Raw genomic sequence first — 17218 nt, 5'->3', positions numbered from 1 at the left:
TCCTCGCTACGTTTCCATCTATTTTTATTTTACTGTACTAAAAAATAAAAGCTAACAAAAGTTAGCTTTTATTTTTATCATTCAATTTCTAGGTCTACTATTAGATAAGCTAACACCACTACAAAGTAAATCCCAACTCCTGGTGCTGTTAAAATATGTCCTGCAATATAAGCAATACCTAACGCTAACAATAAGCTTGCTGAAATCATTCCATATTTTATATTGAATATGTCCTTAAATCTCGTAGCAAATGCTAGTAAAATTCTTAGCCCGTAATAAATAAATGGAATCATTAGTAATACAAAGCCAATAATCCCGAAATCATAAAACCAATCATGGAAGTCCATTTCAATTAGTTTTGGATCTGGCTGCTTTTGTTCATTGTATTTAAAGTTACCTGCATAACCCATTCCTAATAACTTTTGTGACATTGGCGCTTCTTTAAAGAACTGCTTATGTCTTTCTTCATATACTTGACGTCCACTGAAAATAAGATTTTCTTGATTTTCTTTCTTTTGCTCTTTCTCAAGCTCTTTCTTAACTTCCTCTTCTATCTTCGCCTTTTCTTCTGGCTTTTCAACTTTATGATGATTTTCTTCTTTTGCTTTAAGTTCTTGCTCTTTTTTCAGCTTCTCTTTAATTTCTTTTTCTTTTTGACCTTGCTGTGCCACATTTTGCTCTGATAAATAATTATTGTGAATACCCATATTTTGTGCTAATGGTGTTTGTTTAAACGTCCCAACTACACCAGCTAATAGGACCATAGCAATTACTGCATTAAGCGCAAGGGATTTTTTGTTCGGATTTTTTCTATCAAATAATAATTGTAGTACAATGATTCCGATTGCTGCCCCTAACGTAGCACCAATTGAGCCCATTCCAACTTTTGTACCGACTTGAATTAGCGAATAAATCATTAAAAGTGATGGAATCCAATATAAAATGTGTTTCCAGCTCTTTGTTTTTTGAATAGAATATAGTACCACAATAGGGAAAATAATAGCTAAGATTGAACCTAGTTCATTCCCTGCATAGAACCAACCTCGAGAACCAACCTTCATCCATTCATAACTACCAAAGTCAGTAGATGTTGAAATAGAAATAACCATAATTGCGTTAATGATTAATGTAGAATATACAATACTATTTCGAACCTTATCACTAATATTAACTGTCTTTTTCAATGATTTTAAAGCTAAAATGTATGATCCCAGCATGATATATATATACAATGCTTTCGCAACGAATTTAACCTCTTCACCAAGTACAATAGGATTTTTAACTAGTTTGTTATTAATAAACCCTATCCCTAAAACTCCGGCTAATAATATAAGATAAATTAAAAACTTTCTATTTTCCTTCTCTTTTGCCTGAATTAAAATGTAAATACCACCAACAGCCATAATAAGGAATCTTACTAAAATTCCAACGGTAGCATTTGACTTTAATAAAGTGATGCTAAGAGACGTTAATAAATCTAAAACAGGCTGTAAAATAATAAAAAAGAGCAAAAAATGCTCAAATCTAACCCTAGCTTGATTTGCTAACATTCCAAGACCTCCATACAAAATCTTAACATTATCTTTTAATCATAATTTTTTATCATTCAAACACACCTAGCAATTATAACATAACTCATATTCAAATCGAGAACTATTTTTCCAGCTAAAACTAGCCAGGACAAGTATTAATAAGTAATAAAAATCATCGTCCTTTAGCTATACTCCCCTATTTTTACAAAATCTATCTAACAACCATCCCCTTATTTTTGTCAGTATATACATATTTTTTTATCATTTTATACAAATATAAATATCTCACCTCTAATTGTAATATTTCCCAAATTAACAACATCAAAAAATGTAAAATTAATCTTTTCATATCTTTTTCAGATTACTTTATAGTTATTTTCCAAACATTTTCAAACGCTTTCTTTATGAATTTTATCCGTTTTTCTACATGTAGCGAAAAGTAATTGTTATTTCCAATACTTTAGTGTATATTTTTTCTCTGGAACATCTTTAAGAGGAAGGGATTAAGGCCATGTTATTAATCGATATATTTACGTTTCTTGGCATTATCGCCGCTGCCATTTCTGGTACATTAGTTGGTTTAAAAAAAGATTTAGATTTATTTGGTGTCCTTTGTTTAGCTGTAGCCACTGCGCTCGGCGGCGGTATTATTCGTGATATCATGATTGGTAACCTGCCCCCTGTCGCATTTGTAAAACCCATTTACTTTTTCGTAAGTGTATTATCAGCATTATTTACTTGTATGTTTTTTGAGCGTATCAATAAACTTCAAGTCGTTATTATGCTTTCTGATGCTGTTGGCTTAGGCGTTTTTACAGCTATTGGTGCAAATGCGGCAATGTCACATCATGTTGACGCCTCATTTCTAGTTGTTTCAATGGGAGTCATTACAGGTATTGGAGGCGGTATTTTGCGTGACATTTGTGCTCAAGATATCCCTTACGTATTCCGAAAAGAGATTTACGCAATCGCTTCTATCTTAGGAGCAATTAGCTTCCTAATTACACACGCTATGGGGGCGCACGTATTAGCTTTCTATGTTTGTTTATTAGTAACATTCGTTATTCGTGTCGTCACTGTAATATATAATGTGCATTTCCCTGTTTTCTTTAAAACACATGCTAAAATTAATAAAGGCCATTAAGAGAATTCTAGATAGAATTCTCTTAATTTATATACTATTCAACGAACTAATATAGAGTAATTATATATAAGCATATATAATTACTCTATATTAGTTTTAAAATTGAAAACGTTTTATATACAGGGGGAAGAATGATGCTTGGGGTTTTCAAAAAAAATATTAATAAAACAAATGCCAGTATAATCGAATTAAGTAAGAACCAACAAATAACTTTTAATGTACCTACTAATTCTGAATTAAAAATTCAAATGGATATGCTACATATTTCAAAAGAAGATTTACAAGTTGTAAAAGTGCTACAGCCTTTTATTTATGCAGAAATTGATTGGATTACTGAAAAATTCTATGCCAACATTACAAAACAACCTAATTTAATTACTATTATTGAGCGTTACAGCTCTATTCCAAAACTAAAACAAACTTTAAAAACACATATTAAAGAATTATTCAGCGGCAATATGCATGAAGATTTTATTGAACAGCGTGTTAGGATTGCCAAAAGGCATGTACAAATTGGTTTACATCGAAAATGGTATACTGCTGCTTATCAAGAATTATTCCGCTCTATCATGAAGATTTTGCAAACAAAAATAACGACAATCGATGATTTTTCATATTCTATAAATGTTATAAATAAATTATTCACTCTTGAACAAGAACTTGTTCTTGCAGCTTATGAATCTGAATATGAAAGAATGCAAAAAGAGCATGAGAAAGAAAAAGAATTAACTGCTATGACAATTACGCATATCGCAACAGAACTAGCTGCTGTATCTGAAAAAACAAGCTCTTCTATTCAAAAACTAACCGCCAAATCTGAAACTATTGTAGAGATTGCTAAAACAGGTACATCATTAGCTACAACATCTGAAGAAAAAGCGAATAAAGGGAAAGAACAATTAAACCAGCAAAACAAACGAATGGGATCTATTCAAATGAATATGGAAACGATTATTACAGATACTCATGAACTTCTCAATATTTCTAACAAAATTAATGAAATCATAGATATTGTTAAATCGATTGCGGAGCAAACAAATTTACTCGCACTAAATGCTGCTATTGAGTCGGCACGTGCTGGAGAATTTGGGAAAGGGTTTTCTGTTGTTGCTGGCGAAATCCGAAAATTATCAGAGCAAACGAAAGAATCTATATTTAACGTTACAAAGCTCGTCGAAAAAACAAATGAACAAATTACTCGTGTCTCGTCTTCTGTGAAACAAATTAGCTCTCTCGTATCGGAAGGAACAGATAGTATGTCGGCAACAGATCGATACTTCCAAGAAATCGTAAAAGATATGTCTAACTCAAAAGAACAGAATAAGAAAATTGAACACGAACTACAAGCTATTTCACAAGTAATGAAAGGAATTCAAGATGATTCCTCACAAATGGCTCTAACAGCCGATAATTTGCAACTAGAACTAAATCGATAAGATGAAATTTAGTAGTCAAGCATACTTTTCATCTGTACTAACTACTAAATTTCATCTTCCATCAAAAAAAGAATCCAGAATGGATTCTTTTTATTTTCTGAAAAATATTTTTTGACAATACACATAACTCATATAAACACCAAAGCTCTGCAAAATAAACAATGCTGGCATAATTACATTGTAATATGCCATATCTACTTGGAAGAGCTTTAACAATACGTATCCACTAATTAAAAATAAGAACAACATATATCCCTCATTTTGTTGTTTCTTAATAAGGAAGTGTAATAGAGCTATAGTCATAAACAATGTTACGGCTATATATATCAGTTTTTCATATTTGAAAAGAATAGAATTTATCCCCTCATCTGAAAACTGATTTATCATCGGTTCTAAAAGTTTAAATCTTTCTCCCTCAATCTCTTTTAACTTTTGATCAATATGCTCTGTTACACTTTGATTTTTCGATATTTTTTCTTCATGTTGCGTTTTTCCAATTAAAACAGATTGAACATACGTCTCATTCGCAATCGTATATTGTGACATTCCCATTGTCTTAATTCCATAATTCACACCAAAATGGGCACTATAAAATAGAATAAGTATCCCTATCATCTTTAGTAACACCTTTTGTTTCGTTGCTGATTGAAATACTTCGATTAATAATACATATACCGTGATAAAAATAGGAAGAAATAATCCCATTGGGAAAATCATATTACTAAATGCAAATAAAATCGCTGAAAATACCCACATATAAGGATGATCTAATCCTTTATATAAAAGTATGTAACAAGCAAAATAAAATAAAAATATTGCAAGTGACTCAGGAGTTAATACGGAACTCATGAATATATTTGGAATATACAGAGCATAAAAGATAGAAGCAATACGACCGCATTCTTCTCCAAAAACCATTGCTGCAATACGATAAATAAAAAATGCGGTTCCTGCGCAAAATAACACATTAAATAGTTGTAAAGCGAATAATGTATCACCAAATATACGAATAATTACTGACTCATATATAATAAAAGGCAAATGAGTTACAGTCTCTATATTATTACCAATTGCAATCTGCTTTGCAGACTCATACATCACTTTCAGATCACCAATTATTGGAGCGTCTACAAATAACAGCATACTAAGTCTCACAACTATAGATATACTTATAAGAAAAATAAGAAATTGTTTATCTGTAAAACGATATTGTAGAATTGATGCCACTAACAAAATGAGTATGATAAAAATTGCTAATATGATTGTTACACTTGTTGTACTTCCTCCAAAAAATTGCTTACTTGTCTCAAATGCTGCCCAACAACTATAAACAAAAAATGCGAGCATCGCACCGATTGTAATTTTATTAAAGAAAGATGAAAAATTTGTTTGTATATGATTCATATGTCCATTGCACCTCTATTTCCATTCATAACAAAACGATTCTATCATGAATGAGTACACGGCTGATAGAGAAATTCTATGACAAATACATAGTCATTACTTTTTACTTGCAATGTAAGCGAATCCTCTTTTACACTACATTTTAGATAAAATAAATTTTCTTTCAGTTACATGAATACAAATACAGAAGTTTAAATAATCCTCTTTTGGAATACACTTTACTTCATTAAATATCTAATATGAGTAATCCGCTTACACATATTATTCTGATTGAAAACAGACTATAGGGGCTGAATATATGGAAAAGAAATTCATGCGAGAATCTAAAGCAATTAAGACAACACGTGTTTTTCCTAACGATTTAAATAATCACCAAACACTTTTTGGAGGGAAATTATTAGCAGAAATTGATAGTATTGCTTCGATTGCGGCTGCAAGACATAGTCGTAAACATTGCGTAACAGCATCTATTGATTCAGTTGATTTTTTAACTCCAATTCACCAGGCTGATTCTGTTTGTTATGAAGCATTTGTATGTTATACAGGGAAATCTTCAATGGAAGTTTTCGTAAAAGTAATCGCAGAAAATTTATTAGCAGGCGAGCGTAGAATTGCTGCTACTTGCTTCATTACATTTGTAGCAATAAAAGATGGAAAACCTTCGTCGGTACCACAAGTACTACCTGAAACTGAGGAAGAACATTGGTTATACACAACCGGTTCAGAACGTGCGGAAAATAGAAAAAAAGGACGTTTAAAAAGCAAAGAAATGGCTGAGGTTTTAACTTTAAATAAACCTTGGAATATTTAATACAATACTCTTCCATATACATGCACAGATTTTTTCTTCCTTGCATGTATTTTTTTATACAAAATATCACCTCTTACCATTTTATTCTCAATCTGTTCTCCTAAATCATGCACCAGCTTTTCCTTTATTTTGTTATACTGTTAATGGTATATTAAATAAAGTTCGTTTAAAAATAACCATAATATGATTAAGTATATAAGGGATGGTGCGGTAATGACTATTGAAGTACCAATTTCAATACCAAAAACGTTAATTATTATTCCAGCGTATAACGAGGAAGAAGCAATTGCAGATACATTAACAAGATTATTAAAACTAAAACAGCATTTTACAGGATTAAGCATTTGTGTTATTAATGATGGATCACACGATAAAACAGCTCAAATCGTACAAGATTTTCCTGTTCACCTTGTGAATTTACCATATAACCTAGGTATTGGCTCAGCTGTACAAACTGGATATAAATACGCATATGAGAACGGATATGATATTGCGATTCAGTTCGATGCTGATGGACAACATAATCCAGATGATTTATATAAAATTATAAAGCCAATCGCTGAAGATGAATGCGATATGGTGCTAGGGTCACGTTTTACAGAAAAAACAGCATATAAAGGTAGTATTTCCAGAAGGATCGGTATTTTTTATTTTACTGCCCTATTGAAAGTACTAACAAAACAAACATTTATGGATCCAACTTCTGGATATCGTGCTATCAATCGAGAAGTAATTAAAATTTTTGCACACAACTATCCAAAAGATTATCCAGAACCAGAAGTTCTTATTCATTTAAAAAAGAAAAAACTTCGCATTAATGAAATATCTGTAAATATGCAAGAGCGACAAGGTGGACAATCTTCTATCACACCTTTTAAATCTGCATATTACATGATTAAAGTAAGTCTTGCTATATTGATGCAAAAAATCGTGAAAGGTTGATAATAAATGCCTATAATTACCTTTTCATTCATCTTTATTTTATTATTATTATTATTAATTATTAATTCCATTCGCCGTGGAACTTTAGAAACGAAATATGCTGTTTTATGGATTTTTGTTTGTATTGCAATGGCTATTTTAAGTTCTACCGATAAAATTATAAACTGGATTGGAAAACTATTAAAAGTAGAATATCCCCCTTCCATTTTATTCTTATTTGGACTATTATTCTGTTTCATCTTAATTTTTGACCTAACAAGAAAAATTTCTAAACAACATCATCAACTTGTAACATTAACGCAAGATTATGCGTTACTAAAGCAAAAATTAAATGCAACTGAGCCAGACAAAGACTAACCTAATATTTCATAGCTAATATAAAAAACCTCTTAATTTATTGCAAAAATTAAGAGGTTTTTTATTCTTAATAATAATTTATTCGCCTTCACAATCGTTAAGATAGATACATCCTACTTAACTAATAAGTTAAAATGACATGAATAAGAAGTTATATGCAATAGACATGATAAAGCTGTTTGAAATACGAGAATTAACCATAAGAATCTAACTTCCCGCCACCTTTTTAATAGAAAGTTGATTTACAAAGTTTATATGCGTTAAACTTATACAGATGTTCTTGTAATCTTCTTCCTTTCAAAAGGCTTGTATATATGATGCAAGACATAAAAAACTTGAGGAGATAAAAATTCTATGATGGAACAAAAGCAACTTGTTTCTGTTGTCATACCCCTGTATAACACGGAAAAATATATTGAAGAAACGATGCAGTCAATACTAGATCAAACATATAAAAATATCGAAATTGTAATTGTAGATGATGGAAGTAAAGATCAATCACCTTCTATTGTGAAAAACCTTGCTGAAAAATATCCAGGGCAAGTAAAATACGTTCATCAAAAAAACCAAGGTGTTTCAGTAGCTCGTAATACGGGTATTGAAAATGCTAGTGGAGAATATGTCGCTTTTCTTGATAGCGATGACTTATGGCATCCAACTAAAATTGAGAAGCAAGTCGAAAGTATGCATAAAAACAACATGGACGCTTGCTATTGTGGTTATATGAATTTCTACGAAGAAACAGGTGAGAAGGTTGAACATACAACAAACTTTATTAAAGGTGATATGGCAAAAGCATTCCTAACGCATCAAGTTGTTGCTCAAACAAGTACTTGGATTTTCAAACGATCCATCGTAATGGATCATAACATTCGTTTTACACCAGAATGTAGTTGGGGCGAAGATTTAGAGTTTTTATTTAAACTTATGAGTGTGACAAATGTATGTTATGTCCATGAATACTTAACTTATTATAGAATCTTATCAGAAGGAAATCTTTCTTCTAAGTATAAAGATTATGAATTAAAAACGACAAAAGAGCTGGAAGTATTCAATCGTATGAAGGAATGGGTACATAATAAATCTCAAGATTTCATTACAAAAGATTCTCAGTTACTTATTGAAATTCTTGAGACTTATTTATTCCCTTATACAGTCATCAATAACGCTTGTATATATATTAAAGAAAACTCTCAATTAGATAAATCACAAGTTCAATTAATCAAAAAAGATATAAAGAAATATTGCCGTAAAATCTATTCAAAGAATGGAAAACGTAGTAAAAAACTATATGCAATGCTTTGGTTTGTACGAATTAAATTTCTGTTTTCTTAAACTGAAAATATAACGATACTCTCTCTTTCTGTGAACAAATCAAATTTACAAATAGGACAAGCTAACCGGGTCCTAAAGAATAGAAAGGTCTTTTCTCATGAAAACAAATAAAATTCTAAAAAACGCATCCTACCTGTTTGTAGGAAACATTACTGTCCGTTTTGTACTGGCTATTGCAACAATTTTCTTTGCAAGGTATGTTTCTCCAAGTGATTACGGTATGTTTACAACTGCGTTAGCAGTTTCAGCTGTTATTTGTTACTTTACAGATGCAGGTTTAACACATACGTTTATGCGTGAAGGAACGAGAAGCGATGCTAATATTAGCGTGCTAATAAGTAGTTACTTACGTATTCGTTTAATATTAGCTATCGTAATTTCTGTACTTTTCGCTATTTTTGCCCAGTTCTTCTATCCCGATGCTTACTTACGCGCGATGGTATATTGGGTTGTTCTACCAACAATGTTCGGAGCAACCTTACAAGGTGTTGGAATGGCTTACTTCCAAGTAACAGAACGCATGCAATTTACAGCTATTATTTCTGTACTACAAGGTGTAACTGCTGCTGCTGCCCTATTACTAGGGATGTCTTTCCAATGGTCACTTATGATGGTTGCTGCCATGTACGGGGTATCTAGTCTTGTAACAGGTGTTATCGCCTTTATAATGACAATACGTTATACGAAGGTCCATAAGGGTTGGGATAAAGGCATTTTAGATCAACTACTTATTTTTACAATCAATGGCATCATCATTATGCTCTTACCACAATTGGGCCCTATTATATTAGAAAAGGTTTCAACGTATAATCAAGTTGGATTCTTTGGTGCTGCATCTAAAATACCTGCTGTACTATATCAAATACCTGGGGTAATTGCAGCGGCCTTTTATCCAAGGCTTTTTGCTTTTGGTAATGAGAAAAATATTGAAGAACATAGAAAATTATCAAGTTTTGAATTAAAACTTATGTCTTTTTTAGGAATGGGAATTTCTATCCCCTTTATTGCGGATCCAAGTTTCTGGATTGTTAGTTTATTAGGAGAAGAATACGCTCCCGCCGGTGACGCTCTTGCTATTCTAGCGTTTATGGTTATTTTACAATCAATTAACTATCCACTAGCTGATAATTTAACAACGATTGGCCAGCAATGGAAACGTGCAACAACAATGACTATTGGATTAGTTGTTGCCATCATAGGTTATATTGTATTAGGTAGTAAATATGGAATGATGGGAGCAGCTGCCGCAGCTATCCTTACCGAAATTACACTATTAATCGGATTTACCCTCTTTATTCGTAAAGGCATGCAATTATTAGTTAAAGGAGTTATATTTAATTCCTTAGCCTTTATTATTAGTTACGGTATATACCGAATTGCATTAATCAACTTACCACCACTAATTGCTTTAACTCTTACTGGTATACTATACGGTATAATTGGAATTGGAATTGATCCTCAAATACGTGGATTTGTTTTAGGGTTTATAAAACAAAAGCTCATTCGCAAACATGCTTAAAAGCAAAAAGCTTTTCCTATTTAAAAATGGAAAAGCTTTTTGCTTTTTTTATATACCATCATTTTTCTTCAGTAAAAAAATGCTATATATTCCAGCTCAAATTGACTTACTTTCTGAAAATGCCTTATACTAAATTACATGTAAACTATGAACTTCAACGCTTGTAAAAATATATATGCTTCAACAAAAATATATATTTTCTCATGTTAAAACTAAAGAACACACCTTTAAAAATTGGTGTGTTTTTATATGCTACCTAAAAACTAGTTGTTACATGTAACGACTTTCAAAGGAGGATTATCAATTTTTATGAGCATAAAGCCGAATAATAAATTCTTTTCCAAGAAAACAATGATAATTATGCCAATATTATTATTGTGCGCTTTTGCTTTTCATTATTTCTTTTTAACATCTAATCAAGCCTTTTCTGGTACAGGGGATGCGTTACGTCAATTTGGCTTTTTTACGTTTCTTCTACAACATGCCTTTAAAGATGGCAACCTTTTTTGGTCTTTTGATTATGGATTAGGTGGAGATTTATTTGGAGAGTTTAGTTATTATTACAGCACATCACCGTTTTTCTGGATTACACTGTTACTACCTAAACTAAGTCTTGAGCAAGTATATGACGTGAAATTATACATGAGTATTTTAAAAAACTTTTTAGCTATGGTATTCATGTATGGTTCTTTACGTTACCATAATAAAACAGCATTCTCATCTTTTGTTGCTGCTATTATATATGGTGGCTGTATTACTTTCATCCGCCACTCTTTACTATGGGATTTCATGGCTGATGCCATTGTATTTTTACCATTAGTAATATGGGGACTTGATAAATATATTATTGAAAAGAAGCACGGCCTTTTCCTAATCGCTGCTACTTTAATGTTAGCATCAAACTTTTATTTTGCTTTTATCACAAGTATTTTCATATTTATTTATGCATTATTCCAATACTTTGCGACACAACAAAATAAAACGATTGTCTCTTTTCTAACTTATTATATTAGAATCGGTTTATTGTACGGATTATCACTCGGTTTAGCCGCCGTTTGCTTCCTCCCATCAGTTAATGCCGTATTTAGCGCTGATCGACTATCAAAAAAGTTTGAGATACCATTATTATTTGAAGATAAATTTTATAAAGATTTAATGGAAAATATTTTCTTCATGTATAATGCTGAAAATCATCAATTAGCTTTACCAGCTTTAATTTTATTCTTAATCGTATTTGGAATGTTTATACGTGATAAACTCGTTAAGAATAAAGTATTCTTTACGTTATTCATGTTCATTCTGTTTATGCTTCCATATACATATTCTATGTTTAATGGTTTTTCAGCAATGCAATCTAGATGGTTTTATTTATTTGTATTTGTAATTGCCCAAACAATTGCATACATTCTAGATTGGATGATTATTCATAAGAAAGACTACAAATTACCTTATTTAATAAGTTTATTAGTGTCTATTGGATTATTCATTTATGCATTTTATAGAAAGGCAAATATAAATGTAACTGATAAACCTTTACAAGACGTTGATAACATTTTACTCGGAACTGTCGTTCTTTCTGTTATTACAGTATGTTTATGGCGTTATATTTCTAAACCTTTCATACAATTTTTAGTTGTATTGAACGTACTCGTTAGCACAATTTCTATGAATTATATGTATGCGAATAATATACTTAGCACAGTTTACGGACAGAGCCAGATTTCAACTGAAAAGTTACACGAACCAGGCTATGATAATCAAGAAGAAATTGCTGCAATTCGCTACATACAAGAAAATGATAAAGACTTTTATCGTATTCTTAATCCATATAGCGAATATAACACACCAATGCTACAAGGATATCATGGCGTAAGTACGTATCAAAGCTTGGTTAATTATTATGTCCATGACTTTATGAAAAATAAATATGGCGTATTCCAAATGTACGATACACCTTCAATGTTTTATCAAGCTGATAGTCGACTACTACTCGAAAATATGCTAGGTATAAAATATCGCGTATTAAGTGCTGATACAGATTCAAAGAATGTACCTTATGGATATAAACTATTACAGCAAGTAGGACCATATAATATTTACAAAAATGACTATGCTTTACCGTTAGGATATGTATATGATTCGGCTATAAGTGAAGAAGAATTTTCTAAATTAAACTTTGCTCAGCGTGATCAATTATTATTACATGCTGTTGTCGTTAATAATACAAAAGAATTTTCATTAAACCATTTTAATAAACAAGACCTTAAATCAAAGGCAGTATCTATTAAAACGGAAAAAGCAAAATTCGAAAACATGGAAAAACAAGAAAATAAACTAATTGTTCATGGCTTTGGAAATATGATTGTACCTATCAATTATCCTGATACACCTGGTGATCTACTGATAGAATTAAAATTAAAAAATGCAGGCACATTCAATGCAACTGTTAATGGAAAAACGATAGGAAAAGGGGACGATGCTGGTGCATACTCTTATCCGTTAGAAAGGTTTGTTTACAATTTGGGCAATGAGCGTCCAGAAAACCTAACTATCTCTATTGATATGGCAGGTGAGTATGAATTAGGTGACTTGCAAGCAAATATTGTAAACTATGAAAGTATACAAAAAGAAACAAAAAAACTAACTGAAAATAGGCTTGAAAATATTTATTATAAGAACAATTATTTAAAAGGGGATATCAAATCAAATAAAGACGGGCTCTTATATCTATCTGTCCCATATAGTAAAGGCTGGACTATAAAAATTGATGGGAAAGAAACAGAATTTACGAAAGCGAATTCTGCCTTTATCGGTGTTCCAATTACAAAAGGTTCACATGTAATCGAAATGACTTACGTTACACCTTACTTCAAATTAGGTATAACTATATCAATCATCTCACTAATTATCTGTATAGCTTTACTAATTTTCAAAAATCCAAAAGCACGACGAAAATTTTCTTTTAAAAAGCAATAATGAGCACTTAATGAATCATGAAGCTATCTATTTAGATAGCTTCCTAAAATAATATCTAAATATTATTTTAATCCACTACAAACAAGGAGTGTCAAACATGACCCTTTCAATAGTTGTACCATGCTACAATGAAGAAAAGGTGCTTCGAGCCTTTTATTCAGAGACTTCCCTTGAAATTCATAAATTAACTACCGATTATGAATTTGTTTTTGTTAATGATGGTAGTAAAGATGCTACATTAAATATTTTACGTGATTTAGCTAGTGTAGATTCATCGGTACACTACATATCATTTAGTCGAAACTTCGGAAAAGAAGCTGCAATGTTAGCTGGTTTAAAATATGCTACAGGCGATGCAATTGTTATTATGGATGCTGACTTACAACACCCTCCTACGTTAATAAAAGAACTGTTAGAAGGATATAACGACGGCTACGACCAAGTCATTGCAAAAAGAACAAGAACTGGTGATTCACCCGTTCGCTCTTTCGTCTCTCGTCTTTACTATAAAGTGATGAATAAATTTGTAGATATTGAATTAGTAGACGGTATTGGTGACTTTAGACTTTTAAGTCGAAGAGCAGTAGATTCTTTATTATCTTTAAGTGAATACAACCGATTTTCAAAGGGCTTATTTTCTTGGATCGGTTATAACGAATTAATCATTGAATATGAAAATGTATTACGTTCTGATGGAGAAAGTAAATGGACCTTCTCGAAATTATTAAATTATGGAATTGATGGTGTAATTTCATTCAATAATAAACCGTTACGTCTATCTATATATCTTGGATTACTAACAACCATTTTAGGACTTTTATACGTAATCACTACGTTCGTTCAAATCATCCTCGGTGGTGTGGAAGTTCCTGGTTACTTTACTCTCATTTCCGCTATACTATTTATTGGCGGTATTCAACTCATATTCCTAGGTGTTATTGGTGAATATATCGGTCGTATTTATTATGAAACAAAACGTAGACCGCATTTTATTGTAGCTGAAAAGAAAGTTAGTGAAGTTAAACAAAAGGCATAACCAAAAAGTTACTTCTGTGGGAGAAGTAACTTTTTTATATACTAACATTTACAAACACTTCTTTTGAAAAAATATACATTTTGAAATGATAGCATTATATGAAAGAATTTAGTATCATGATTCAAGGTACTATTTCAAGTTGGACGGAGGATACTATGAGCTTATTAACAGTTGAAAAATTAGGACATACATTTGGCGATCGTACATTATTTAAAGATGTATCTATGCGATTATTAGCAGGTGAGCACGTTGGATTAGTTGGTGCAAACGGTGTTGGTAAATCAACATTCATGAATATCATTACTGGTCAGCTTATTCATGACCAAGGTCGCGTAGAATGGACACCGGGCACACATTACGGCTACTTAGATCAGCATACTGTTTTAACACCTGGGCGTACAATCCGTGACGTACTAGCGGATGCATTTTTACCGTTATTCGAAAAGGAAAAAGCTTTAAATGAAGTTACAGAAAAAATGGGAACTGCTACACCAGAAGAACTAGAAGAACTTCTTGAGCAAATGGCAGAAATACAAGATGCACTTGAAGCAGGTGGTTTCTACTTACTAGATATGAAAATTGAAGAGGCTGCACGTGGTCTTGGAATTGATGCAATTGGTTTAGATCGTGATGTTTCAGCATTAAGTGGTGGACAACGTACAAAGGTATTGCTTGCAAAGCTATTACTTGAACAGCCAGAAGTGTTATTGCTTGATGAACCTACTAACTATTTAGACGTTGAACATATTCATTGGTTAACAAATTATTTGAAAGAATATCCACATGCATTCTTATTAATTTCTCATGATACGGAATTTATGAACAAATGTGTTGATGTTATTTTCCATCTAGAATTCACAAAAATGACACGCTATACAGCGACATATGAAAAATTCCTAGAACTAGCAGAAATCAATAAAAATCAACATATAAACGCTTATGAAAAACAGCGCGAGTTTATCAAAAAGCAAGAAGACTTCATTGCAAAGAACAAGGCTCGTTATTCAACGACAGGTCGTGCAAAGAGTCGTCAAAAACAACTTGATCGCATGGAACTTATTGATCGCCCAGAAACAGCGATTAAACCTGAATTCTCATTTAAAGAAAGTCGCGCGAGTAGTCGCTTCGTCTTTGAAGGTGAAAATGTAGAAATCGGATATACGCATCCTCTACTACCAAAGCTATCAATGACGATTGAACGTGGTGAAAAAATTGCTATTGTTGGATGTAACGGTGTTGGTAAATCAACGTTGCTAAAAACGATCTTAGGTAAAATTAAACCTTTAAGCGGTAAAACAAGTCTTGGTGACTTCTTAGAGCCTGCATACTTTGAACAAGAAGTTAAAGCTGATAATATAACACCAATTGATGATGTATGGAATACATTCCCTGGCCTAGACCAGCATCAAATTCGTGCGATGTTAGCAAAATGCGGATTAAAAAATGAACATATTTCTCGTCCATTAAGTCAATTAAGTGGTGGAGAACAAGCAAAAGTTCGTTTATGTAAGCTAATGGGTGAGGAAAGTAACTGGCTATTATTTGATGAGCCGACAAACCATCTTGACGTTACAGCAAAAGCGGAACTTAAGAAGGCTATGAAAGCATATAAAGGAACAATTCTCCTTGTATGTCACGAACCGGACTTCTATGAAGATTGGATCACAAAAGTTTGGGATGTTGAAGAATGGTCTCAAAATAGTAAGTAGTCTTTAAGAAAAAACTCCTTGTGTAGACAAGGAGTTTTTTACTTATTTTTATTAAGAATTTTTTATATTGTAGTATCCTATAAGGCGTAATCGAAATTCTTTTAATTCCGAATACGCCTCTAAATTTGCTAACATACCTCTAATTACCGGAATTCTTGGATTAAGCAATCGTATTTCCGCCTCTAAAACATCTAATGTAACCAACAGCTCATCATCCTCTAATTGATCAGCTAAAGTGCGCTTAAATACAATAATCTCTTTTAAAAAATGTTCTTTAACTTGTTCCTTAATAAGCTCTGATTTACAAAGGAATTCTCCAAGCTTTTCTTCATGTAAAATAGGTTCTTCCGAAGATTCTACTAAGCCATCTACTAAATTATCTACTCTTTTTAAAATAAAAGCAGCTACATACGATAAATCAATTTCTGGTGCTTGTAAAATAATTAATTCTAAATACCCACGGCATATGCCTTCTACCATAATTACTAAATCCAATAAATATGGCATAACCTTTTCACCATAAATGGACAATAAACTATTCCGATAAAATGCATGAGACTCTAACTTCATCCGCATCATAAATTCTTCTACTTCTTTATTAAACGGAATCGCATTTTCTCTCGCATGCATAATAATAAATTCTTTATGCTTTTGTATATCATTAAACTGACAATGTAATTGTTTTGCAAATTTTTCACGTGGTAATAAAGACTCTTTTTCAATATCCAGCATTTTCTTTTGGATTTTGTCATAATAATATCGAAGTGTCGCTAATAAAAGCTCATCTTTCGATTTAAAATATAAGTAAAAAGCTCCCTTAGATATACCACTAGCTGTCACAATTTCCTGCACTGATGTCGCATTTACACCCTTAGTAGCAAATAACTTCATAGCCGATTCTATAATTAAACGCTCTTTTTCTTTCATATCTTCTCTCCTAAATTTAATCTCGCATCTTATTATAAATGTATTATACCATCTCTTTTTATTGACGATTGACCGAACGGTCAGTTATAT

At 31.8% G+C, this 17218-nt stretch carries 13 protein-coding genes and 1 pseudogene; 11 read left to right on the top strand and 3 right to left on the bottom strand.

Annotated elements, in window-relative coordinates; all coding sequences use genetic code 11:
- Positions 1 to 77 precede the first annotated feature (77 nt).
- Entirely contained in the window at positions 78 to 1550 is a 1473-nt protein-coding gene (locus ACTFR3_RS22880; protein WP_000880755.1) for an O-antigen ligase family protein, read from the bottom strand.
- A gap of 493 nt (positions 1551 to 2043) precedes the next feature.
- On the opposite strand from ACTFR3_RS22880, the gene ACTFR3_RS22875 reads away from it, so the two are divergent.
- The 3 genes and pseudogenes from ACTFR3_RS22875 (at position 2044) to ACTFR3_RS22865 (ending at position 4112) form a co-directional block, all read left to right on the top strand.
- Entirely contained in the window at positions 2044 to 2676 is a 633-nt protein-coding gene (locus tag ACTFR3_RS22875) for a trimeric intracellular cation channel family protein (RefSeq protein ID WP_000924371.1), read from the top strand.
- A 131-nt stretch (positions 2677 to 2807) separates the two neighbouring features.
- A pseudogene (locus ACTFR3_RS22870) lies at positions 2808 to 3356 on the top strand (protoglobin family protein); the annotation flags it as partial.
- A gap of 15 nt (positions 3357 to 3371) precedes the next feature.
- Complete coding sequence (locus tag ACTFR3_RS22865) at positions 3372 to 4112, top strand: methyl-accepting chemotaxis protein (RefSeq protein WP_370512974.1); 741 nt, start codon at positions 3372 to 3374, stop codon at positions 4110 to 4112.
- 90 nt (positions 4113 to 4202) lie between these two features.
- Here the strand turns inward: ACTFR3_RS22865 and ACTFR3_RS22860 are convergent, their stop codons facing one another.
- Entirely contained in the window at positions 4203 to 5516 is a 1314-nt protein-coding gene (locus tag ACTFR3_RS22860) for an ArnT family glycosyltransferase (protein WP_242278339.1), read from the bottom strand.
- A gap of 298 nt (positions 5517 to 5814) precedes the next feature.
- On the opposite strand from ACTFR3_RS22860, the gene ACTFR3_RS22855 reads away from it, so the two are divergent.
- The 8 genes from ACTFR3_RS22855 to ACTFR3_RS22820 all read left to right on the top strand — a co-directional run bounded on the left by ACTFR3_RS22855 (position 5815) and on the right by ACTFR3_RS22820 (position 16201).
- Positions 5815 to 6327 (top strand): acyl-CoA thioesterase, encoded by a 513-nt coding sequence (locus tag ACTFR3_RS22855; protein ID WP_000412123.1) that lies wholly within the window; start codon positions 5815 to 5817, stop codon positions 6325 to 6327.
- Between the two features lie 213 nt (positions 6328 to 6540).
- The gene (locus ACTFR3_RS22850) at positions 6541 to 7269 is read left to right on the top strand and encodes a glycosyltransferase family 2 protein (protein WP_000151539.1); all 729 of its coding nucleotides are present in this window, start codon (positions 6541 to 6543) and stop codon (positions 7267 to 7269) included.
- Between the two features lie 6 nt (positions 7270 to 7275).
- Positions 7276 to 7626, top strand: a complete 351-nt coding sequence (locus tag ACTFR3_RS22845) for a DUF2304 domain-containing protein (protein WP_001121774.1) — start codon at positions 7276 to 7278, stop codon at positions 7624 to 7626.
- A 354-nt stretch (positions 7627 to 7980) separates the two neighbouring features.
- Entirely contained in the window at positions 7981 to 8961 is a 981-nt protein-coding gene (locus ACTFR3_RS22840; RefSeq protein ID WP_000970530.1) for a glycosyltransferase family 2 protein, read from the top strand.
- A 97-nt stretch (positions 8962 to 9058) separates the two neighbouring features.
- Positions 9059 to 10480, top strand: coding sequence for an oligosaccharide flippase family protein (locus ACTFR3_RS22835; RefSeq protein WP_046393130.1), 1422 nt, complete (start codon positions 9059 to 9061; stop codon positions 10478 to 10480).
- A gap of 309 nt (positions 10481 to 10789) precedes the next feature.
- Complete coding sequence (locus ACTFR3_RS22830) at positions 10790 to 13456, top strand: YfhO family protein (RefSeq protein WP_440044826.1); 2667 nt, start codon at positions 10790 to 10792, stop codon at positions 13454 to 13456.
- 97 nt (positions 13457 to 13553) lie between these two features.
- Complete coding sequence (locus ACTFR3_RS22825) at positions 13554 to 14492, top strand: glycosyltransferase family 2 protein (protein WP_063219912.1); 939 nt, start codon at positions 13554 to 13556, stop codon at positions 14490 to 14492.
- A gap of 155 nt (positions 14493 to 14647) precedes the next feature.
- The gene (locus ACTFR3_RS22820) at positions 14648 to 16201 is read left to right on the top strand and encodes an ABC-F family ATP-binding cassette domain-containing protein (RefSeq protein WP_000055410.1); all 1554 of its coding nucleotides are present in this window, start codon (positions 14648 to 14650) and stop codon (positions 16199 to 16201) included.
- Between the two features lie 51 nt (positions 16202 to 16252).
- Here the strand turns inward: ACTFR3_RS22820 and ACTFR3_RS22815 are convergent, their stop codons facing one another.
- The gene (locus ACTFR3_RS22815) at positions 16253 to 17128 is read right to left on the bottom strand and encodes a TetR/AcrR family transcriptional regulator (protein WP_048538342.1); all 876 of its coding nucleotides are present in this window, start codon (positions 17126 to 17128) and stop codon (positions 16253 to 16255) included.
- Positions 17129 to 17218: the final 90 nt, after the last annotated feature.

The organism is Bacillus cereus group sp. MYBK14-1, assembly GCF_051916885.1.
In the GTDB taxonomy this organism is placed as follows: Bacteria; Bacillota; Bacilli; order Bacillales; family Bacillaceae_G; genus Bacillus_A; species Bacillus_A cereus.
The sequence above is the reverse complement of the archived record's forward strand: the minus strand, read 5'-3'. Positions and strand labels throughout refer to the sequence as shown.